This window comes from Roseivirga sp. UBA1976 (assembly GCF_002336325.1).
Classification (GTDB): Bacteria; Bacteroidota; Bacteroidia; order Cytophagales; family Cyclobacteriaceae; genus Roseivirga; species Roseivirga thermotolerans.
On sequence record NZ_DDDQ01000147.1, the window covers coordinates 1 to 21737 of the forward strand.

General features: G+C 43.7%; 20 protein-coding genes and 1 riboswitch. Of the genes, 4 read left to right on the plus strand and 16 right to left on the minus strand.

The genetic code is table 11. The annotated features are described in order from the left end of the window. The coding region (locus B3763_RS15120; RefSeq protein WP_286747533.1) for a DUF885 family protein at window positions 1-1525 on the plus strand (1525 nt) is incomplete at its 5' end. Between the two features lie 116 nt (window positions 1526-1641). Here the strand turns inward: B3763_RS15120 and metF are convergent. From metF to B3763_RS15150, 6 genes are all read right to left on the minus strand, one after another. Continuing rightward, window positions 1642-2595, minus strand: coding sequence for a methylenetetrahydrofolate reductase [NAD(P)H] (gene metF / locus B3763_RS15125; protein ID WP_286747534.1), 954 nt, complete (start codon window positions 2593-2595; stop codon window positions 1642-1644). 43 nt (window positions 2596-2638) lie between these two features. After that, window positions 2639-5350: a methionine synthase gene (gene metH / locus B3763_RS15130; protein WP_348655153.1), complete on the minus strand. Its 2712-nt coding sequence runs from the start codon at window positions 5348-5350 to the stop codon at window positions 2639-2641. A gap of 98 nt (window positions 5351-5448) precedes the next feature. Then, window positions 5449-6471 (minus strand): homocysteine S-methyltransferase family protein, encoded by a 1023-nt coding sequence (locus B3763_RS15135; RefSeq protein ID WP_414707139.1) that lies wholly within the window; start codon window positions 6469-6471, stop codon window positions 5449-5451. A 40-nt stretch (window positions 6472-6511) separates the two neighbouring features. Continuing rightward, window positions 6512-6616, minus strand: a riboswitch (SAM riboswitch). Between the two features lie 108 nt (window positions 6617-6724). Next, on the minus strand, window positions 6725-7462 hold the full coding sequence (locus B3763_RS15140; RefSeq protein WP_189631400.1) for a hypothetical protein: 738 nt from the start codon (window positions 7460-7462) through the stop codon (window positions 6725-6727). Next, complete coding sequence (locus tag B3763_RS15145; RefSeq protein WP_286747535.1) at window positions 7462-8211, minus strand: hypothetical protein; 750 nt, start codon at window positions 8209-8211, stop codon at window positions 7462-7464. The genes B3763_RS15140 and B3763_RS15145 overlap by 1 nt, the downstream gene beginning before the upstream one ends. Beyond that, window positions 8199-8696 (minus strand): hypothetical protein, encoded by a 498-nt coding sequence (locus tag B3763_RS15150; protein ID WP_286747536.1) that lies wholly within the window; start codon window positions 8694-8696, stop codon window positions 8199-8201. Before B3763_RS15150 ends, B3763_RS15145 begins: the two co-directional genes overlap by 13 nt. 173 nt (window positions 8697-8869) lie before the next feature. Here B3763_RS15150 and B3763_RS15155 point away from each other — a divergent pair, with 173 nt between their 5' ends. Continuing rightward, a complete protein-coding gene (locus B3763_RS15155) occupies window positions 8870-9772 on the plus strand; it encodes a phosphatase (RefSeq protein ID WP_189631403.1) in 903 nt (300 codons plus the stop codon). Window positions 9773-9775: 3 nt separating this feature from the next. Here B3763_RS15155 and sufU read toward each other — a convergent pair whose 3' ends face one another. The 8 genes from sufU to B3763_RS15195 form a co-directional block, all read right to left on the minus strand. Continuing rightward, window positions 9776-10213, minus strand: coding sequence for a Fe-S cluster assembly sulfur transfer protein SufU (gene sufU / locus B3763_RS15160; protein ID WP_286747537.1), 438 nt, complete (start codon window positions 10211-10213; stop codon window positions 9776-9778). Next, complete coding sequence (locus B3763_RS15165) at window positions 10210-11430, minus strand: aminotransferase class V-fold PLP-dependent enzyme (protein WP_286747539.1); 1221 nt, start codon at window positions 11428-11430, stop codon at window positions 10210-10212. Before B3763_RS15165 ends, sufU begins: the two co-directional genes overlap by 4 nt. Before the next feature lie 32 nt (window positions 11431-11462). After that, window positions 11463-11879, minus strand: a complete 417-nt coding sequence (locus tag B3763_RS15170; RefSeq protein WP_286747541.1) for a molybdenum cofactor biosynthesis protein MoaE — start codon at window positions 11877-11879, stop codon at window positions 11463-11465. Further along, on the minus strand, window positions 11879-12118 hold the full coding sequence (locus B3763_RS15175) for a MoaD/ThiS family protein (protein ID WP_286747543.1): 240 nt from the start codon (window positions 12116-12118) through the stop codon (window positions 11879-11881). Before B3763_RS15175 ends, B3763_RS15170 begins: the two co-directional genes overlap by 1 nt. Before the next feature lie 79 nt (window positions 12119-12197). Next, on the minus strand, window positions 12198-13331 hold the full coding sequence (gene moeB / locus B3763_RS15180) for a molybdopterin-synthase adenylyltransferase MoeB (protein WP_286747545.1): 1134 nt from the start codon (window positions 13329-13331) through the stop codon (window positions 12198-12200). Then, a complete protein-coding gene (locus tag B3763_RS15185) occupies window positions 13324-13911 on the minus strand; it encodes a nucleotidyltransferase family protein (RefSeq protein WP_286747547.1) in 588 nt (195 codons plus the stop codon). The genes moeB and B3763_RS15185 overlap by 8 nt, the downstream gene beginning before the upstream one ends. 93 nt (window positions 13912-14004) lie before the next feature. Then, entirely contained in the window at window positions 14005-15963 is a 1959-nt protein-coding gene (gyrB, locus tag B3763_RS15190; protein ID WP_286747549.1) for a DNA topoisomerase (ATP-hydrolyzing) subunit B, read from the minus strand. Between the two features lie 108 nt (window positions 15964-16071). Further along, window positions 16072-16437 (minus strand): CoA-binding protein, encoded by a 366-nt coding sequence (locus B3763_RS15195; protein ID WP_189631411.1) that lies wholly within the window; start codon window positions 16435-16437, stop codon window positions 16072-16074. 96 nt (window positions 16438-16533) lie between these two features. Between B3763_RS15195 and B3763_RS15200 the strand changes: the two genes are divergently transcribed. Beyond that, window positions 16534-17739, plus strand: coding sequence for a thioredoxin fold domain-containing protein (locus tag B3763_RS15200; RefSeq protein ID WP_286747551.1), 1206 nt, complete (start codon window positions 16534-16536; stop codon window positions 17737-17739). 19 nt (window positions 17740-17758) lie between these two features. Here B3763_RS15200 and B3763_RS15205 read toward each other — a convergent pair whose 3' ends face one another. Then, window positions 17759-19330 carry an NAD(P)/FAD-dependent oxidoreductase gene (locus B3763_RS15205; protein WP_286747552.1) on the minus strand — a complete coding sequence of 524 codons (1572 nt, stop codon included), beginning with the start codon at window positions 19328-19330 and terminating at the stop codon, window positions 17759-17761. Window positions 19331-19421: 91 nt separating this feature from the next. Then, window positions 19422-20387, minus strand: a complete 966-nt coding sequence (locus B3763_RS15210; protein ID WP_189631414.1) for a tryptophan 2,3-dioxygenase family protein — start codon at window positions 20385-20387, stop codon at window positions 19422-19424. Between the two features lie 65 nt (window positions 20388-20452). On the opposite strand from B3763_RS15210, the gene B3763_RS15215 reads away from it, so the two are divergent. After that, window positions 20453-21667: an acyl-CoA dehydrogenase family protein gene (locus B3763_RS15215; RefSeq protein ID WP_189631415.1), complete on the plus strand. Its 1215-nt coding sequence runs from the start codon at window positions 20453-20455 to the stop codon at window positions 21665-21667. Window positions 21668-21737: the final 70 nt, after the last annotated feature.

Below are 21737 nucleotides of genomic sequence, written 5' to 3' on the forward strand. Positions count from 1 at the left end.
TTACAACTTCAACAAGCTATCGAGAGGTGGGCAGGTAGATTACATTTTGATTGATAACTACATAAAAGACCACCTGTATCAACTCCGAGAGGAAGCTGAAGAATATAATGCTGTGCGGGAATGGGTGGCATTTGCAGAGCCTATCTATGCCATTGAGAAATTGCGCAGAAGAGGAAAACACCTTAACTCTGAAGAGGTGGCCTCTCAGCTCAACACCATTTCTACACAACTGGAGTCTACCGCCTCTAAACTGAAAAAAGGGTCTACCCTTTTTCCGAAAAACCTAACCGATCGTGCTCAGGGCATCATAAGAGGGCATATTCAAGCCCTAAAAAGTGTATATGACTTTTATAATGGCTATGACCCACAGTTTGGCTGGTGGGTTAGCAAACCGTATGAAAAACTAACTAAAGAGTTGAACGAGTATGCCAGGCTAATACAGACAAAAGTAGACCCTAAAACTCAACCAGCTGACGATGGCAGCGGCATTATTGGTAACCCAATTGGCAGAACAGAACTCATTCGGCAACTAAAACAAGAAATGATTCCTTACACCCCGGAAGAACTCTTAGATATGGCCATGAAGGAATTTGCCTGGTGCGATGAGGAACTACTAAAAGCATCGCGCGAGATGGGCTTTGGAGATGACTGGCGTGCTGCTCAGGAAAAGGTAAAAATGTCATTCGTTCCGGCCGGGCAACAACCGGAAGCCATGTTGGAACTATACGACCAATCGGTAGCATTTCTGAAAGACAACGACCTCATTTCAATTCCTTCCATAGCTGAAGAGACTTGGCGAATGACCATGATTCCCCCTGAGAGACAATTAATCAGCCCGTTTTTTCTGGGTGGCGAAGTGCTTCAGATCTCTTACCCAACCGATGAAATGGAGCACGCAGATAAACTCATGAGCATGCGCGGTAACAACCCACACTTTTCGCGCTCCACAGTACACCATGAGTTAATTGCCGGCCACCACATGCAACGCTTCATGAACAACCGATACAAATCTTACCGTTTTTTTGGTACTCCTTTCTGGACAGAGGGCTGGGCTCTTTATTGGGAGTTGCTGCTGTGGGATATGGACTTTCCACGCTCACCCGAAGATAGAATAGGAATGTTGTTTTGGCGAATGCATCGCTGTGCAAGAATTATATTTTCTCTAAACTATCATTTGGGCAAATGGACTCCTCAGCAATGCATTGATTATTTGGTAGACCGTGTTGGGCACGAAAGAGCCAATGCCGAAGGAGAAGTAAGAAGATCGTTTACTGGAGGCTATGGGCCGCTCTATCAAATTGCCTATATGGTTGGCGGCCAACAGTTTTACGCTTTAAAAAGAGAACTGGTAGATAGCGGAAAAATGACTCTCAAAGAGTTTCACGATGCTGTAATGAGGGAAAATGCCATGCCTGTTGAAATGGTACGCGCCTTACTCACCAACGAAAAGCTTAGCAAGAATTTTGAAACCAGTTGGAGGTTCTACAATAATGAATTGAACAGGCAAAGCATGAAGAAGTACTAGGCTAATTCTTTGTTGATAATGTTGAAATACCAACACACCTGACTGTTGCAGAAGCCCATCCACATCATCAGAGTAACGGACAAAGACTTTGATGATGTGGAGTTTTCAATGGCACTTTAAAACAAAGCCTCGGCAATTCTCTTAACTACCTGGCTCTTGCTCATGGTGTAATAATGGAGCACCGGCACACCTGCCTCCATTAGTTCCTTAGATTGTTGAATAGCCCAGGCAATGCCTACTTCTCTGGCTTGAGCATTATCCTTACACTTATCTAGCTCATCTACCAAATCATCGGGTAAGTCTACATGAAATATACTGGGTAGAATGTTCATGTGGTTGAGAGTGGTTATTGGCTTAATACCCGGTATAATAGGCACATCGATACCATTTTGGCGGCATCTATCTACAAAGTCGAAATACTTCTTATTATCGAAAAACATTTGGGTGACAATATAATCGGCTCCCATGTCTATCTTTTTCTTCAGGTATTTGAGATCCGATTTTAGGCTGGGCGCCTCAAAATGCTTTTCCGGATATCCGGCAACTCCAATGCAGAAATTCGTAGGATTTCGTTTTACCTCTTCATGCATATATCGGCCCTCATTGAGTTCCAATACTTGTTGGAGTAGCTCGCTGGCATAAGAATGCCCTGCCGGATCGGGAACAAACCTACCTTCTGACTTTATGGCATCTCCCCTGAGTACCAATACATTGTCGATACCCAGAAAATCCAGATCTATAAGTGCGTTTTCAGTCTCTTCTTTATTAAAACCTCCACAAATAATATGGGGCACGGCATCTACATGATACTTATTCATTATAGCCGCACAAATACCTACAGTTCCCGGTCGCTTACGGGTAGTAACTCTCTCTAAAAGCCCATTTTCGCGCTTTTTATACATGTACTCTTCCCTATGATAGGTTACATCTATAAAAGGCGGTTTAAACTCCATTAGCGGATCTATGGCATCGAAAATATTCTGTACACTTTCTCCTTTTACCGGTGGTAAAATCTCAAAACTAAAGAGAGTTTTGCCCTTGGCGTTTTTAATATGTTCTATGACTTTCATGGGTGTCGGTTATCCGTTCGTCAGTTTGTAGTTTTCAGGCTCATTATACATCATAACTCAAATTGGGAGCCAGCCATTTTTCAGCCTGTTCAATGGTCCAGCCTTTGCGAGAGGCATAGCTTTCTACCTGGTCTTTTTCAATTTTCCCCAAACCAAAATACTTGGCTTCCTCATGCATAAAATAGAATCCGGAAACAGAGGCCGCAGGATACATGGCAAAAGACTCGGTTAAACTAATTCCGGTGTTTTTCTCAACCTCCAGTAAATCGAAGAGTATCCCCTTTTCTGTGTGTTCAGGACAAGCCGGATACCCAGGTGCCGGTCGAATACCCTGATAGCTTTCTCGAATTAATTCTTCATTATTCAAAGCCTCCTGAGGAGCATAGCCCCAAAGTTCTTTTCTGATTTTAGCATGCATCAACTCTGCAAAAGCTTCGGCCAAACGATCGGCCACAGCTTTTATCATAATTGAGTTATAGTCGTCATGGTCCTTTTCATACTGCTCAATCAATGGCTCAATACCAATTCCGGCTGTAACGGCAAAAGCACCCATATAGTCGCTGCCTTGCCCCTTGGGAGCCACAAAGTCCGCCAGTGACAAATTAGGAAGTCCACTCCCCTTTTTACCCTGCTGACGGAGCATATGAAAGGTTTTTAGCACTTCAGATCGTGAATCGTTTGTGTAAACTTCTATGTCATCACCTACCGAATTGGCCGGATAAAGCCCCACTACGGCATTGGCAAAAAGCAGGTTGTTGGCAATTACTTTTCTAATCATTTCCTGCGCATCATCATATAACTTGCGCGCTTCTTTGCCCACCACTTTGTCTTCAAGAATTCTTGGAAACTTCCCTTTGAGCATCCAGGTACTGAAGAAAGGAGTCCAATCAATGTATTGAGCTATTTCTTCCAGTGAATAATCATTGAAAGTTTTATTCCCTATGAATTTCGGTTCAACAAAGTTCTTTGCCGACCAATCGATTTGAAGCCTGTTGGCCTGTGCTTCCTCATAAGGTATGTAGTTTTTGACCTGTTTGCGGTTGGCATGATCATTTCTAAGTCTGGCGTATTCTGTTTTAACCCGGCTGTATATGTTTGGGTAGGTCTCCTTACTAATAAGTTCTCCGGCTACCGGCACCGATTTAGAAGCATCTAAAACATGAACTACCGAACCGGAATATACAGGGTCTATTTTTACTGCAGTATGAATACGGCTTGTAGTGGCGCCACCAATCATTAGTGGAATCTGCAAGCCTCTTCTCTCCATTTCTTTTGCCACGTGCACCATTTCATCGAGTGATGGAGTAATGAGCCCGCTCAAACCTATAGCATCCACTTTATGCTCAACGGCAGCATCGAGAATTTTTTCGGCCGGCACCATAACACCCAAGTCTACAATATCGAAGTTGTTACAGGCCAATACCACTCCCACTATATTCTTACCAATGTCATGCACATCTCCCTTCACTGTAGCCAGAAGTATTTTTGCCGCTGAGCTTTGGTCGTTATTAGCTGCTTTTTCTTCTTCAAGAAAAGGAAGAAGGTAAGCTACTGCCTTCTTCATTACCCGGGCACTTTTTACTACCTGAGGAAGAAACATTTTACCGGCACCGAACAGGTCGCCAACCACGTTCATTCCGTCCATTAGCGGCCCTTCAATCACCTTCAATGGCCTTTCATACTTCTGACGGGCTTCCTCTGTGTCTTCATCAATAAACTCTACTATACCTTTTACCAATGCATGCTCCAACCGTTTTTCAACCGGTTCCTGCCTCCAGGAATCGTCTTTTACCTGAACTTTTCCGGCACCTTTCACTGTTTCGGCAAATTCCAGAAGCCGTTCGGTAGCATCGGGCCTTCTGTTCAGAAGAACATCCTCCACACGTTCGAGTAAATCTTTAGGAATATCATCGTAAACCTCCAGCATAGTGGGGTTCACTATGCCCATATCCATTCCTTCTTTAATGGCGTGATACAAAAAAGCAGAGTGCATGGCTTCTCTAACCGGGTTATTCCCTCTAAAAGAAAAAGACACATTGCTAACTCCTCCGCTCACATGTGCTCCGGGCAGGTTTTCCCTAATCCATCGGGTTGCTCTAAAAAAGTCAACCGCATTGTTGTTGTGTTCTTCTATGCCCGTAGCCACAGGGAATATATTAGGATCGAAAATGATGTCTTCTTTGGGAAATCCTACCTTCCCTACCAGTATGTCATAAGAGCGTTTACATATCTCTATTCTTCGCTCATACGTATCGGCTTGCCCTTTTTCATCAAAGGCCATTACAATAACTGCCGCCCCATAGCGCTTTACCTTAGTAGCCTGTTCTATGAAAGTTTCTTCGCCTTCTTTAAGAGAAATGGAATTGACCACTCCCTTACCTTGAATGCACTTTAATCCCGCTTCAATAATCTCCCATTTAGAAGAATCTATCATTATGGGAATTCGGGCGATATCGGGTTCTGCGGCTATCAAATTAAGGAACTTTACCATAGCCGCCTTGCCATCCAGCATCCCTTCGTCCATGTTTACATCTAAGATCTGAGCTCCTCCTTCTACCTGATCTCTGGCAATTTCAAGAGCCTCATCGTACTTCTCTTCCTTAATTAGGCGGGCAAAACGCTTGGAGCCGGTCACGTTGGTTCGTTCACCCACATTTACAAAGTTACTCTGAGGCGTAACTATCAGGGGCTCAAGACCTGAAAGCCGCAGGGTAACTTTGTTGTTTTGATCTAGGTTTGGCTGCTTAGAATCCATGGTGCTTGTTCGGTGATTTTTTAGATAATTGAATCATTTGATAGCTCTGCGAAATAGTGTTGAATCATTCGAGTGATTTGCTTCCATTGACATGCTAATTAATTGTCTGAAACAATGGAATGTGAGCTATGGACTAACCTTGGTGAATACCTGGAAGCCTCCTGGGCAATGAGCCTTATATGCTCAGGCGTAGTGCCACAGCAGCCTCCCACAATATTGAGAAACCCATCTTTCAGAAATTCTCCAACCTGCTTTACCATTTCTTCAGGAGTTTGGTCGTACTGACCAAACTCATTGGGTAACCCCGCGTTGGGGTGTGCACTGGTGTGAAAAGGCGCTTTTTCTGAAAGGGTTTCTAAATACGGGCGTAGTTGTGCTGCCCCCAAAGCACAATTGAGGCCAATAGAGAGTATGGGCATGTGCGAAACAGATATCAAGAAGGCTTCGGTAGTTTGACCCGACAGAGTTCTGCCACTGGCATCGGTTATGGTTCCACTAACCATTACAGGCACGCGCTTTCCTTCTTCTTCCAGTAGCTCTGAAATAGCAAAAAGAGCTGCCTTAGCATTGAGTGTATCGGTTATGGTCTCTACCAAAAACAGATCGACTCCTCCATCTAACAAGCCTTTGGCCTGTTCTTTAAAAGCTATTCTTAACTGATCGAAATCAATGTTTCTAAAACCGGGGTCATTGACATCGGGCGACATGGAGGCCAGCCTATTGGTTGGCCCCATAGAACCGGCCACAAAGCGAGGCTTTTCCGGTTGCTCGCTAGTAAACTCATCGGCCACCTCTCTGGCAATTCTTGCCGATTCATAGTTAATGTCGTAAACAGCATCTTCCAAATGATAATCGGCTTGCGCAATTGTGGTGGCACTAAATGTATTCGTCTCCACAATATCGGCACCCGCATCAAAGTATTGTCGGTGAATTTCCTTGATTATATCGGGCCGGGTAAGGGAGAGTAAGTCGTTGTTTCCTTTAAGGGGATGAGGATGGTCTTTGAAACGATCGCCTCTGAAATCATCTTCAGTAAGCGTATGTCGCTGAATCATGGTACCCATAGCACCATCTAAAACCAGTATTCTTTCTTTGAGAATTTTCTCTATGTCGTAAGCCATTTTACAGATTTAGGGCTTACCGAGAAATTTGGAAGGATTACTCTCATCTTTTCCCCGATGCCTCGAGGCTAGGAATTAGCACCAGGTATTACCCAGGTTGCTAAGACATCTCAGGGCCTAGTCCCTCCGTCTTTCTTGATAAGCACTGCAAATAAAGCGAAAGTTTATGTAGCTACATAACTGGCAAATGGAAAATATGACTGAGGCTGATATTTCGAATGAGTAAATCGAAGTATTACATTGGTTGGGCAGGTCATTTTAAGAGACGTATGACAACCTTGAATGAGACATCCACAGCCCACTGTAATCTGGCTGAAGAAGAGCCTTCTCTGAATTTTAAACCGTATTCTTTCTCATATTCAATGGGCTTGCGATCATCGGCTTTCAATTGACTAGACATAGCCCCCAGAGCTATGGAAGACTCAAAGTAAAATGGGCCTGCAATTTCTGCTACAAAACCCAATTGAGTCCGTACTCCCACCCTTTTGTCAACCATACCATAGTTTACGCGCTCAAAGTAGTCGCAATCTTGCCCGCAACTCAGCTTATAAGTTCGGGTTCGGTCGAAACCAAGTTCATTATAGAACAACTCCAGTCCATAGTAGGGAATTACACCTTTAGATGCCTGAGAGACTCCTAAAACAGGCCGACCGGCAATTTGCAAAATTGGCTGTCCATGGCTTATGTATTGTTTAAAAATCAACGATGATTTAAAGCCTGACTTATTACTAAAATAGAGTTCATCATAGTTCAAAACATTTCTATCTATCAGCCCTCCAAGTCTTAGTTCAATTCCTTTGCCTGTTGGCCATACGTATTCACCCGCCAGCATGTGAGAAGTGAACTGGCCTATATACTGAGAACCATAATATTTGAGCATCAGCCTTGGCAAAACTTCAGAAGCAGAACCGTCAGGCTGACTTCTCTGCGCAAAAGCCTTGGATCCACAACAGAAGAGTACAATGTAGTAGAAAAAAACAAACCTACTCATTAGTCTATTTTGGCCAGAATCTGAAACACTCCGCTGTCAGTATAACTTACATTATAAATGCCTTTATCTGTTCTCACTATAAGGTGTGTTGGTGCGTGTATTACATCTAGAGGGGTATCATTGCCAAAATCGAAAAAGCCTTTTAACACTATATTATAAGGGTCGGAGATTCCATAGTGGGCTATTCCACCTCTCTCGCAAACGATTAAATGAGAGCCTCTAACGCTAAGGCCATAGGGCGCTTCTATGTTGTATGATTTGATAAACACCGGGGTTTCAATGTCGCTGATATCTATCACATCCAGTGACTCATCGGCATCGAATCGACAGCCACTATTGCGCAAAGTTGAAAAGGCCACACCATTAGCAGCTACTACCGGATCGCAAGCTGTCAGATGAGAGTAACTGGATATGAGATCGAGAAAGTTATTGTCGTCAAAACCGAGAAAGAACACCTGATTATTGCTACCTACCAAAGCATATTCACCGTATGGGTAAATGGTCTCAAGACCACCGGAGAAAAAAGTAAGCGAACGTCCCTCCGTCAATGATCCATCGTGCTGTATAAAATACTGATCAATGGCGTTTTCATGCAGCACCAGCAGGCTATTCTGCACTATGGCAAACTTGGCCAAAGATCCACCTGTTCCAGTGCCTCCCAAATCGGGGGTAAAATCGTTGCTGTCGGTCTGACAAGACACTACTATTATAGCCAAAAGGGCTAAAACCAAACTTCTTACCTGTAGCATTTAGGGTTATTTATAGTGGTCAATTGCCAGCCAACTACTCTTCCTTTCTTAGGATCGGCACATTCAAAATAATAACCAGTGCCAGGAGGAACGGCTGCGTTCAAATCTTCTCTGTTGAGAATTGACTCGTGTTCAGACAGCACTCTTATGTTGTTCAGATCATTGACATCGATGGCCAAAACAGACATAAACTGATTGACATACAAAATTCCATCTTTCATGGCCATATTTTCAGCCCCCAGTATTTTCAAAAAGCCTCTGTTCTGTGGAGCCTCTGGGTCTGTGTTGTCTATCAGATGAATCCCTTCTCCCGTTTCATTGATAAGCAACAAATTGCCTTTAAGATAAATTTGTCCGCCATTCACTATTGGTCTGGCTTCTTCTAAACGGATTGAAGCATCGTTGTCCGTAGCATAAACCGGCTTATACCCCACTACATCTCCTTCTGGAAATTCAGGAGGCGGATTGAAACATGCTTGTACCAAACATATTAAAATGAGACAAGTGTAAACTCTTTTAGACACAATCTAAGATAGGCTTACTTTCTGTAATGAAAGATGGTCATCAATTAAATAATTGTTATCAAATGCAACATTATTGCATAAACAAGAACTAATGAATACATGTATAAATCTGAAATTGAGTGTAAATTGGAGGCTTGAAGTTAGCAGCGATAGATATTGGTTCAAATGCCATTCGGTTTCAGGTAACTAATGTAATGACCTATGAAGGTCAGCACTATTTTAAGCGGTTAGAATACGTACGCTTTCCTTTACGGCTTGGTCATGATGTTTTTCAGCACAAGCGAATAGGCCCTGAGCAGGAAGATAAGTTCATTCGGCTGATGAATGCCTTTAAAATTCTCATTGACCTATACGAAGTAGATAAATACTACGCCTGTGCTACTTCGGCCATGCGAGAGTCTCAAAACGGACGCGAAATTGTCGAAAAGGTGAAACAACTTTTTGGTCTCAAGATCAACATTATTAGTGGAGATCGTGAAGCTGAATTGATTAACCGGGTGGTCATGGAAAAGCTGGCTAAGGGTACTTTTTTGCACATCGATGTTGGTGGAGGTAGCACAGAGCTAAACCTGATTAGAGACGGACGCAAGGTAAAATCGGAATCGTTTAAAATTGGCTCCGTAAGAACTATTCAAAGTGCTTCTTCCAAAGCGGTATTGAAGCGTATGGGCCAGTGGATAGAAAACCAGATTGTAGGCCACAAGGGTAGTATTACAGCTGTTGGTACCGGAGGGAATATTGCCAAGATTTATGAGCTTTCGGGCACCAAATCGAAAGTGAGAATGCTTCGGTTAGAAGCCATTTTGGAGGTTCAGAAACGTTTGTCGGCACTTACCCTGGAAGAACGCATTTTTAAAATGCATCTAAATCCTGACCGGGCCGATGTTATTCTTCCTGCCTCAGACATTTACCTCCATGCAATGAAATCGGCCAAAATTCAAAAAATTCAGGTACCCGATGTGGGTCTTAAAGACGGTATAATGCACATGCTATTTGAAAAGCACGTAAAGCAAAGCGTCATTGCATTGAACGACTAAAGTTTATAGGCGTTGTAAGTGAAGTCGTAAGGCCTCCCAGCCAAGATTCGCGCAAGTTTTTCGTTCGGGAAAATCTCTGGCTGCAGCAAAAGCCAACAATTCCTTACTGTCAGTGAGCTGTTCTGGACTTACAGAAGATTTATCATCAATCAACTCCAAAAATGTATCTATAATCAGCAACCCTTCCTGTATGGTTTTATGGCTCAATGCATCGCACATTACATCGGTTGATGCTTTTGAAATTGAACAACCAAAACCACTGAATTTCAATTCTTTAAAAACCCTATCTTCAATAGATACATAGAGATAAAACTTATCACCACATAGTGGATTATAAGCTTCTATTGTGGGGACCAAATCAGGAGCTTTACACTCATACCGGGGGACTTTTGCCCTACTGAGTATTACTTCTTTATAAAGGCTTTGCAGGGCTTTATTCATCGGAAAAAAGCAATGGCTTCTTTTAGTTGATCAACAGTTTGTTCTATCTCTTGCCCGGAAGAATAACAGGCCAATGATATGCGAGAACAGGCCGTTATTCCAAAGTGCTTCATAAGAGGCTGCGCACAGTGATGGCCCGCACGAATACTTATGCCCTCAGTTGCTAAATACGTAGCCATATCGTGCGGATGTACTCCCTCAGCGGTAAAGGAAACCACCGGGCATTGCAGGCTCGAAGATCTTCCCAAAATGGCCACCCCCGAAACCTCATTTAGTTTCTTTCTGAGTAGCTCATAAAGTGCGTTTTCATGGGCTTGAATATTGGCAATTCCTTGTTTTTCTAAGAATCCAATAGCAGCTTCCAAACCAACTATCCCTGCCAGGTTTAAGGTACCCGCTTCATGGCGATGTGGAAGCATTCGAAAAGTTGTATCAGATTCATTCACCTCTTGTACCATTCCGCCACCATAGGCCAACGGGTTCAATTCAGCAAGAACTTCATATGTGCCGTAGAGTACTCCAATGCCGGTAGGTCCGTAGGCCTTATGTCCGCTAAAAACCAAAAAGTCACAGTCCCATTGCCTCACATCTATGGGCTGATGGGCCACTGCCTGAGATGCATCTACGACTAAAAGAGCTCCTGAATTATGAGCCATCTGAGATAAACGGGAAATATCATTACCTATTCCTGTCACGTTAGAGGCAGCACTTACGGCCACAAGGCTCGTTGGCTCTTTCAACAACTGTGCATAAGCCTCCATGTCTATGGCCCCCGAGTCGGTTAGGGGAATCACCTTAAAAGGAAGCGAGCCATGCCGGGCAGCCATCTGCCAAGGCACAAAGTTAGAATGATGCTCCATGCCCGAAACCAACACTTGTCCTTCACGCTTTTGACTACCTCCAAAAATAGCCAGAGCAAGTTTATTCAATGCATCGGTTACTCCATGGGTAAAGACTACTTCTTCAGGCCTTGCAGCCCCTATGAACTTTGCCAGTCGCTGCCTTATGTCCACTACTCTACCCGTTACTTCCGTTGCCGGCCAATAGACACCACGTCCGGCATTGGCATTACTGAACTTGTAAAAGTCAGCGATGGCGTCAATTACACAATCGGGCTTTTGAGTGGTAGAGGCATTGTCTAAATACACCAATTCCTTTCCCACAGGTGTTTTCTGCTGGAATATTGGAAATTGCGATTTTATTGACTCCAAATTCATTTAACTCATCTTTTCGGTGATTGCCCGAGTATTTAAGGGTGTGCCGAAACCCAAACCTCTCCATCCTCAAACACCTCTTTCTTCCAAATGGGTACTGTTTTCTTCAAAGTATCTATGGCAAATTCACAGGCCTTGAATGACTCCTTTCGGTGAGCAGAAGAGCAAGCAATCACTACTGCGGCCTCTCCTATGCCCACCCTGCCTACTCGGTGGTGAATGGCCATATCGTACAAGTGCCAACGCTCAATGGCTTCGCGAGCAATTTTTTGCATCTCTTTTAGGGCCATGGGCTCATAGGCCTCAAAATCCAAATATTTCACCTCTTTTCCCTTTGTCTTGTTGCGCACATTACCAATAAAGACAACCAGGCCCCCGCTGCCATTATCAGCAACGGAATTAATACACAACTGACTATTCAGCGGCTCCGAAGTAATTACAATGTTTTCCATTAACCTCCACTTACGGGCGGAATTAAAACCACCTCATCATTTTCTGTCAGTTCAAAAGAATCATCAACATAACTGGTATTAACGGCAAACCTGAGCGATGCCAATTGCTCAAATTCGGGAAACCGGTTCACCAAACAGGTACGCACCTCTCCTACACTCTTTCCTTCAAAATCCAGGGTCATCTGTTTTTTTCCAACAATGTCTTTGGCGATACCAAAGGCTGTTATTTGTATTTTCATTTTCCGTTTTGTTTGAGCGTAACGCTCAAGGGTTTAGTTGATCTTGCTTTTTTGAACATTGACCATAGGCCAGAATGGTTCAATAGGCTGTCATACTTTTATCGATCTCTTTTTGCCAGGCCGTAATACCTCCTTTAAGGTTAAGGAGGTTATTAAAACCTTGCTTCTGAAGCAGTTCAATAGCTTTTTTACTCCTTCCGCCTGTTTTGCACATAATCACCACTTCTCTGTCTTGCGGAATTTCACTCGACTTGTTCAGTACTTTATTCAGCGGAATTAACCGACCTCCTAAATTAGCAATTTCATACTCGTAGTCTTCGCGTACATCGATCAATTCGAGTGTTCCAAGACTCATTTTCTCTTTCAATTCATGTACACTAATCTCACGGATTGAAGACTGACCTACAGCGCCTCCACAAAAAGCTTCATAATCTACCAAGTGGGTTATAGTGGGCTCTTTTCCGCTGAGAGGATTCTGGTCGTTTTTTTCTACAGACAGTTGAAAGGTGCTAAAATCCAATGCATCGAAAACAAAAAGCTTTCCACTCAGGGTTTCGCCCACATGAGTCAATAACTTAATGGCCTCATTGGCCATCATTGCACCAATAATTCCCGGGAGTACTCCCAAAACTCCCCCTTCGCTGCAACTGGGCACCATTTCGGGTGGTGGTGGAGAGGGAAAAAGGTCTCGATAGTTGGGGCCACGGCTTCCGTCTTTGTGAACCGCATTGAACACCGACACCTGCCCTTCAAAACGAAAAATTGCTCCGTATACCAGAGGTGTTTTTAATAAGTAGCAGGCATCGTTAACCAAATAGCGGGTGGGTAAATTATCTGAACCATCAACAACCAAATCGTAGCCGCCAATGATCTCCATGGCATTGCGCGAGCTAATGGCCTCCTCGGTCACATCGAACTTCACATCCGGATTCAACAGCGCAAGCTTTTTGGCCGCAGTTGATGCCTTTGACTGTCCTATTTCCTGTGTATTGAATAGTACTTGCCTCTGTAAATTGGAAAGTGATACCTCATCGAAATCAACAATACCGATCCGGCCAACCCCAGCCGCAGTAAGATATTGCAAAATGGGCGCACCAAGTCCTCCGGCTCCAATAACCAACACCGAAGCATTCAGTAATTTCTGTTGTCCTTGTTCACCAAACTCCGGAATTATAATCTGACGATTGTAGCGAAGTAGTTCTTCTTTATTCAATGGCTTTTAGCATTTTTTGGTAATCTATGGGGGTGTCAATATCTGCAATAAATCGGTCGGAAGAAACCTCAAGTCGTTCGACAGCATTCAAATTGTGCTGAACAACTCCCGAACACCCATTGGCACCTTTATGGTTCAGAATCTCATGAAAATGTCTTTTGTCAAAAACAACGGGATTTCCCTTTGCTCCCTTGTAAATGGGAACCAATATGGTTTTCTGGGTATTCCGAAAAGATTGGATAAGACCGGTATAATCGCTGGAGCTTAGCAAGGGCATATCGGCCAGGCAAACCATAAGCGCATCCATTGACATTAGTTTGCGCAGTCCACACTGAATGCTGGAAGTCATGCCTCGTTCCGGTTGCGGATTAACTACCAAATCTACCTTTTCGTTAGAATCTACCTGAAACTCGCTAGCGTTTCTGCCCAACACCAGGGCTATTTTATTCACCTCGGAGTCTAACAAATGCGTAAGGGTAGCTGTAAGTATAGTGGTATGGCCAAAAGGCAGTAGCATTTTATTTGGGCCTTGCATCCGCGTGGAGAGGCCTGCCGCCAATAGTACAGCTCCTATCTTCATGACTGGAAGTTGGCGATTTTCTTCTAGTCATTCAACAAAAAAGCTGTCTCGACAAATCAAGACAGCTTTTAATAACTCGAACTCGCTGAGTTCTTAAATATCTACTTTGGCATACTTGGCATTTTTCTCAATAAACTCACGTCTTGGAGCAACTTCATCACCCATTAGCATGGAGAACAAATGATCTGCTTCTGCTGCAGACTCTATGGTCACTTGTTTTAAGCTTCGCGACTCGGGGTTCATGGTGGTTTCCCAAAGTTGTTCCGGGTTCATCTCTCCAAGACCTTTGTATCGCTGAACTGAAACGGAGTCTTCTTTGCCATCTTTGGCCATTTCTTGCGTAAACTGGGCTCGCTGCTGCTCGTCCCAGCAATAGCGCATTTCTTTACCTCGCTTTAGTAAATACAACGGTGGCAACGCAATATATAAGTAGCCTGCGTCTATTAGCGGGCGCATGTAGCGGAAAAAGAAAGTAAGAATAAGAGTTCTAATATGGCTTCCGTCAATATCGGCATCGGTCATAATCACTATTTTATGATAACGAAGCTTCTCCATATTGAGGGCCTTCTCGTCTTCTTCTGTTCCGAAGGTTACTCCAAGGGCTGTAATGATGTTCTTTATTTCATCATTGTCATAAATCTTGTGTTCCTGAGCCTTTTCAACGTTCAGAATTTTACCCCTTAGTGGCAATATGGCCTGAAAGTGTCTGTCTCTACCTTGCTTGGCCGAACCACCTGCCGAGTCTCCCTCTACCAGATAAAGCTCACTAATAGAGGCATCTTTAGAGGCACAGTCGGCCAGCTTGCCCGGAAGTCCGGTACCGCTCAGCACATTCTTACGCTGCACCATTTCTCTTGCCTTTCTGGCGGCATGTCTTGCCTGAGCGGCCAGAATTACCTTAGCCACAATTTGCTTGGCACTTTTGGGGTGTTCTTCCAAATAGGTATTGAGTACATCGCCAACAGCTGATTCTACCGCACCGGCTACATCGGAGTTACCCAATTTGGTTTTGGTTTGCCCTTCAAACTGTGGTTCGGCTACTTTTACAGAGATTACGGCCGTTAGTCCTTCTCTAAAATCATCTCCGCTAATTTCAATCTTTACCTTGTCCAGCAATCCAGACCGGTCGGCATAGGCCTTTAAAGTTCTGGTCAAAGCCCTTCTAAAGCCCGAAACATGGGTTCCTCCCTCTATGGTATTGATGTTATTCACATAACTCACCACATGTTCGGCATAGGAAGTATTGTAGCTCATGGCTACCTGCACAGGCACATCGTTTTTCTCTCCTTCAATATAGATGGGTTGTTCAATAAGGGTTTCGCGAGAATCATCGAGGTATTCAACAAATTCAAGCAAACCACCTTCCGAGAAGAAGGTTTCTCCCTTAAAAGAGCCGTCATCGTTGGTTTCGCGCTTATCAATCAGGTCGATTTTAATTCCTGCATTGAGGTATGAAAGTTCTCTTAAGCGAGAAGCAACGGTTTCATATTTGTATTCGGTAACAATGAAAATTTCCGGGTCGGGGTGGAAATGAACAATTGTTCCGGTTTTATCGGTTTTCCCCACCTCTTTTACATCGTACTGAGGTACACCTCGGGAGTATTCCTGCTGAAAGACGGTGCCGTTTCGGTGTACCGTGGCCACCAACTTGGTAGATAGAGCGTTCACACATGATACACCTACCCCATGCAAACCACCGGACACTTTGTAAGTATCTTTATCGAACTTACCTCCGGCATGCAGTACCGTCATTACAACTTCAAGAGCCGATTTTTTCTCTTTGGGGTGAATGTCGGTGGGAATACCTCTACCGTTGTCTTCTACAAGAATTGAGTTATCCTCTTCGATTGTCACTTTAATGTGATCGCAGTGACCAGCCAGGGCTTCATCGATGGAGTTGTCTACTACCTCCCAAATCATGTGGTGAAGTCCCTTAATACCAACATCACCAATGTACATGGCCGGGCGTTTTCTTACTGCCTCAAGACCTTCTAATACCGTGATGTTACCTGCTGAATAATCCTTTTTTGCGTTTGAATTTTCTCCGCTCATAAAATCTCTCTAACAATACATTGGGGACGCCTCAAACATAATGATAGATTGATCAAAAAGATGGGTAATGTGCGCCCCAAAACAAAGCACGAATATAAGTAAAATTGATCAGTAATTGCCCACAGAAAGCATAACTAATGTACAAGCTTCAAGACATTTTATTCCCTGCTTTTCGGCCATGTTTTTAAGTTCTTGATTTTCAGTGCCAGGATTAAAAATTATACGCTCCGGCTTAAGACCCAAAAGGTAATTGTACCACTCTTTTTGACGTTGCGGATTGATATACAGAGTTATGGTATCTACATTCTCTATCAATGGCTTATCGTATAAGTTCAGTATTTTTTCTCCAAACACTTCTCCTTCTTGTATGCCCACAGGAACAAAGTCATAACCCTTATCACTGAGCATCTGAGCTGCTTTTTGAGCGTATTTATAAGGTTTTGGCGAGCTGCCAATAATCACTGTTTTTTTCATTAACCAATATTAACGTATGTAGGTAGCACAAAAGAGGCTAATTGATTGGCAATAATTACCTTTGCCATCGTTAAAAGTTGAAACTAAGACAGAACTATGAAAGTTCATCTCACTTTATTAGGCATTTTTCTTTTCGGCTGGGCTGGAGCTCACGAGTTGGAAAGCATAGACTTTAGAGAGGTTAAGTCTCTCGCAGAGTGGGATGCAATTTTTGAAGAGGCTAAAACCAATAATAAGCTGGTTTTTGCAGATGCGTATACGGACTGGTGTGGCTATTGCAAGAAGCTGGACAAAGAGGTTTTTACAAACCCGGAGGTAATCTCTTACTTTGAGCAGCACTTTATTAACATAAAATTCAATGCAGAAACCGAATTTGGCTATCCGTTGGCCGATAAATATGGTATTGACGGCTACCCTACTATGCTCTTTCTTACGGGTGAAAGAAATGTGTTTTATCGCATTGGCGGTTTCGTTGAAGCTCCTGTGCTCATGGCGCATGGTAAAGAAGCCATTGAAAATTGGACTCTTCTGCCGGATCTGCTTCTAAAATATGATGCGGGGATAATTGAAAAAGAAGAGCAAAGGCAGCTTATAGGTATTTTATCAGCAACCGACCCCTTAAAGGCGCAGGAAGTGGCCAAAGAATTGGCCGATAGTTTTACAGATGAGGATTATATGGAGCTGGAAAACCTATGGTTACTGGCCAACTTTGAAAACACCATCAATTCACGCCACTTTAACTATATAGCCAACAACAAGGCAAAAATAATTGAGGCCCATGGAATAAGTGAGTTTACAGATTACATGAGTGCCATTTACAACCAAAATCTTCAACTGGCTATAAAGTATGGCGATAGAGAACTGCTGGAAAAAATCGTTTCTGTGGTTATTCCGCTTTTTATTGATCAGGCCGAACTCCCGGCTGCCCAATTTGTAACTCGTTCAGTTTTTTTTGCCGAGCGTGAAGAATATGACAGTTACAAGCTGGAAGTAAACAGCTATATGAACAACCACCTGGCCACTGATCAACAGCCTGATTTTGTCATAAGTACTGTAGTTGAAATTATTGAAAGCTTTGGAAGCCAGGAGTTATATGCTTTTAGCAAACAACTCCTCTCCGAATCTTTGAAAATAGAAGCCAACCGGTTTGAAACGCACGCTCTTTTAGGCTATATCAACGGTTTGCTTGGCAATTTTGACAGTGCAAATCAGTGGTTGGAAAAGGCCAAAAGTCTAGCCAAAACTGATGAGCAAGAAGGGTTTGTAGAAAACCTCAAGGAAGCCGTTCGAATGATGCAGTAGGCTCCTGATTTTTAAAAACTTATCCGTAGGCCTTAATCAGCATATCGGCACACTTCTCGCCATCCATGGCCGCAGAAAGTATACCCCCTGCATAACCTGCTCCCTCTCCGCACGGGTAAAGCCCCCTGATCTGAATATGCTCACAGGTTTCTCTGTGTCTGGGTATTCGTACTGGCGATGAGGTTCTGCTCTCCACTCCCACAATTTGGGCTTCGTTGGTATAGTATCCTTTCATTTTTCGTCCAAAAGCCTTAAAAGCAGCCCTTAGTCGCTCATGAATGGCTTCCGGAAGCACTTCATTCATATTGACACTAACTAATCCGGGTTGATAGGATGTTTCATTTAAACGAGAGGAAATTCTACCTTCCACAAAGTCAACCATTCGCTGAGCCGGTGCGGCCTGGGTTTTGCCGGCTACTTCAAAGGCCCTCTGCTCTATTTGTTGTTGAAAAGTAAGCGCTTTAAAGGGATCGTCAACCGTCTGAATATGCGCTACATCTTCCAGCTCAATGGCCGTAACAATACCCGAATTCGCAAAGCGAGAATCACGCCTGGAAGGACTCATTCCGTTTACCACAATTTCTCCGGGAGCCGTGGCCGCTGGTACTATGAACCCGCCAGGGCACATACAAAAGCTAAACACACCACGTTGTTTCTCATTGTAATAGGTCTGATGAACCAAGGCATATGAACTGGCCGGCAACCACGCTCCACGATCTACTTCACAATTGTACTGAATTCGATCGATCAATTGCTGGGGGTGCTCAATTCTAACTCCTAAGGCAAAGGGTTTGGCTTCAACAAAAACCCCTCTTTTATGAAGCAAGTGGAAGATATCTCTGGCTGAGTGACCCGTTGCAAGAATGACTCCCAGTCCTTCTATTCTTGTTCCATCGTGAATCACTACACCCTTCATCCGATCTTCTTCCATCAGGAAATCGGTGACCTTCGTGTCAAAGAGAATCTCTCCTCCTGAACCCAGAATGGATTGGCGGATCTCCTGAACCACTTTAGGAAGTTTGTTGGTACCAATGTGTGGATGAGCGTCTAAAAGAATATCTTCTGAGGCACCATGAGCCACCAGGATTTCCAGTGATTTTTGAATGTCTCCTCTCTTTTTGGAGCGTGTGTATAGTTTACCATCAGAATAAGTACCGGCTCCACCCTCTCCAAAACAGTAGTTGGATTCCGGATTTACCCTGTGTTCTTTGTTAATGGCAGCCAAGTCTCTTCTACGCTTTTGCACATCGCTTCCCCGCTCCAAAACAATGGGTTTAAAACCCAGCTCAATACAGCGGAGTGCTGCAAACATTCCGGCAGGACCAAACCCCACAATCACAACGGGCTCAGCATGAGATACATTGGGGTAATCTCTTTTGTAGGAAATGAGCGGTGGCAGATCTTCTTTCACAGAAACCAATGCCTCCATGTTCACCTTCACGCTACTACCACGGGCGTCAATGGAGCGCTTTAGTGGCCTCACTTTTACATCGGCCTCTTTTATTCCTGATTTTTTAATGAGTGCTTCCTCCAGCACATCAGGATTAAAGGCCTCCTCCGGCCTAAGGGTGAGTTTTATTATCTTCTGCATATAGAGTTTCTATCTCTAAAAATGGTAATCAGAAATCGGTTGATCAGCAATCAGTAAAACACCGATTACCAGACTAACTGTTTTCTGTTTTCTACTTTCTATTCAACTGCTCCAAAACCCAGTGTTTACCCCACTCCTCTTTTTCTTCTTCTGACCATATATCGGGAAAGAAAATTATTTTCTGAAAACGTGGCGGAAGGTACTTCTGCCAGTTGGTTCCTCCTGTTGCCGCAATATCTTCAGGGCTTCGCTGCAAATAGCGTACGGCAGACCGATAATGAGCCAAAGGCCAGTCTACGTTGGCCAGTAGATCGAATGCTTTGAGTTGCTCCACTATTCGATCTTCTCCGGGTTGCCCTTTGTAATGCTTTAAATACAACTGATTGAAGTTGCAGGTTTTGGTATCCTCGGCCAATTGTAAAAACTCCTTAGAGTACTTTTCTTCGAACTGCTCTAACGTAAGTGTTTTCTTTCCTGACTTTAGCTCAGTGGCGCCCGTCTTCCAATAGATACAATCGTATAACTGATCTATGGATGCGTAATCATCAAATTCATCTCGTTTATCTTTATTCACGAGGTTTATCAGGTCGGTTGCCCCAATCTCAATCATTCGGTACTGAGCCGATTGAAAGCCGGAAGAAGGAAGAAGAGACATTCGGAACTGAAGAAACTGCTCTTTTTCCATGCCCTCTGTCATAATACTGAACGAGTGGCAGAGGTGCTCGAAATAATTATTCAGTCTTTTTAACCTTGCTTCGAAGAAAGAAACATCGGGGTGCTGTCTTTCAAAAATCTGTTTCATTTCCCAACGGCAAAGCTTAAAATAAAGCTCAGTAATCTGATGGTAGCAAATAAAGACCATTTCATCAGGAAAACTGGTTTTAGGTTGTTGTAGCCCAAGTAGGGAGTCCAGGTTAATATAATCCCAGTACTTTAAATAATCGGCATGAAGTAGCCCATCCAGGTAAGAAGCCATATCTTGCCCCATGGCTTCATATTTCTCCGAAAGCTTTTGTAATCTATCAAGTATCTTTTGGTCTATTTCCGATTGGTTCATACGTTTGCATAGGTTAAAAAGTGGGTGCAAATTTGACCACAATTCATTCAGAAACCAAATTACCTATGGCTACCGATAAAGCATCTCAAATTCAGAAATCATCCAAGCAAGATCTTTTTGAACATCCGGACTTTTACTTACTGGACGACTTGTTGAGTGAAGAACATAAAATGGTTCGCTCAGCTGTACGTGACTTCGTAAAGCGAGAAATATCTCCGTACATCGAAAGCTGGGCTGAGCATGCTTATTTCCCTTACGAGATGGTTAAAAAGTTTGGAGAAATAGGTGCTTTTGGTCCACAGTTGCCCGAAAAGTACGGCTGTGGAGGCATGGACTACATTGCCTATGGTCTGATTATGCAAGAAATTGAGCGGGGTGATTCCGGCATGCGCTCAACGGCTTCCGTTCAGGGTTCTTTGGTTATGTACCCTATTTACAAATTCGGAAATGAAGAACAACGTCAGAAATACCTCCCTAAACTAGCCTCTGGCGAGTGGTTGGGCTGTTTTGGCCTTACAGAACCCGATCACGGATCTAATCCTTCGGGAATGACTACGCACTTTAAGGATATGGGTGATCATTATCTGTTGAACGGTGCCAAAATGTGGATATCGAATGCTCCACATGCCGATGTTGCCGTAGTATGGGCTAAGAATGAGGAAGGCAGAATTCATGGCCTGATTGTAGAAAGAGGCATGGAGGGCTTTAGTACCCCAGAAACACACGGCAAGTGGTCTTTGAGAGCCAGTGCCACCGGTGAACTGGTTTTTGACAATGTAAAGGTTCCGAAAGAAAACCTCTTACCGGGCAAAAGCGGGCTTGGTGCACCAATGATGTGTCTCGATTCGGCACGTTATGGTATTGCCTGGGGCGCCATTGGAGCTGCCATGGACTGCTACGAATCGGCCAGAAGATATACCCTTGAGAGAGAACAGTTTGGTAAACCCATTGCATCTTTTCAGCTACAGCAAAAGAAACTGGCCGAAATGTTGACCGAAATTACCAAGGCTCAATTGCTAAACTACCGTTTAGGACAACTATTCAATGAAGGAAAAGCAACTACTGCACAAATCTCTATGGCCAAAAGAAATGCTGTGGAAACCGCTCTGAATATTGCCCGTGAAGCGCGTCAAATGCATGGAGGAATGGGTATTACTCAAGAGTATCCTATGATGAGACACATGGCAAACCTGGAATCGGTAGTAACTTACGAAGGAACCCACGATATCCATTTACTTATTTTGGGTGCAGACATTACGGGAATTCCGGCTTTCAAATAAACTCCCTTAGCTACACCTTCTTAAAAGGCTCTTAGTATAAACTACCCCGACTGCGCACAGCCCGTGAGGG

Coding starts and splice junctions, on each gene's coding strand:
- metF (WP_286747534.1), bottom strand. CDS start 2,595: ATGAAAGTCATAGAACATATTAAAAACGCCAAGGGCAAAACTCTCTTT.
- metH (WP_348655153.1), bottom strand. CDS start 5,350: ATGGATTCTAAGCAGCCAAACCTAGATCAAAACAACAAAGTTACCCTG.
- B3763_RS15135 (WP_414707139.1), bottom strand. CDS start 6,471: ATGGCTTACGACATAGAGAAAATTCTCAAAGAAAGAATACTGGTTTTA.
- B3763_RS15140 (WP_189631400.1), bottom strand. CDS start 7,462: ATGAGTAGGTTTGTTTTTTTCTACTACATTGTACTCTTCTGTTGTGGA.
- B3763_RS15145 (WP_286747535.1), bottom strand. CDS start 8,211: ATGCTACAGGTAAGAAGTTTGGTTTTAGCCCTTTTGGCTATAATAGTA.
- sufU (WP_286747537.1), bottom strand. CDS start 10,213: ATGAATAAAGCCCTGCAAAGCCTTTATAAAGAAGTAATACTCAGTAGG.
- B3763_RS15165 (WP_286747539.1), bottom strand. CDS start 11,430: ATGAATTTGGAGTCAATAAAATCGCAATTTCCAATATTCCAGCAGAAA.
- B3763_RS15170 (WP_286747541.1), bottom strand. CDS start 11,879: ATGGAAAACATTGTAATTACTTCGGAGCCGCTGAATAGTCAGTTGTGT.
- B3763_RS15175 (WP_286747543.1), bottom strand. CDS start 12,118: ATGAAAATACAAATAACAGCCTTTGGTATCGCCAAAGACATTGTTGGA.
- B3763_RS15185 (WP_286747547.1), bottom strand. CDS start 13,911: ATGAAGATAGGAGCTGTACTATTGGCGGCAGGCCTCTCCACGCGGATG.
- gyrB (WP_286747549.1), bottom strand. CDS start 15,963: ATGAGCGGAGAAAATTCAAACGCAAAAAAGGATTATTCAGCAGGTAAC.
- B3763_RS15195 (WP_189631411.1), bottom strand. CDS start 16,437: ATGAAAAAAACAGTGATTATTGGCAGCTCGCCAAAACCTTATAAATAC.
- B3763_RS15200 (WP_286747551.1), top strand. CDS start 16,534: ATGAAAGTTCATCTCACTTTATTAGGCATTTTTCTTTTCGGCTGGGCT.
- B3763_RS15205 (WP_286747552.1), bottom strand. CDS start 19,330: ATGCAGAAGATAATAAAACTCACCCTTAGGCCGGAGGAGGCCTTTAAT.
- B3763_RS15210 (WP_189631414.1), bottom strand. CDS start 20,387: ATGAACCAATCGGAAATAGACCAAAAGATACTTGATAGATTACAAAAG.
- B3763_RS15215 (WP_189631415.1), top strand. CDS start 20,453: ATGGCTACCGATAAAGCATCTCAAATTCAGAAATCATCCAAGCAAGAT.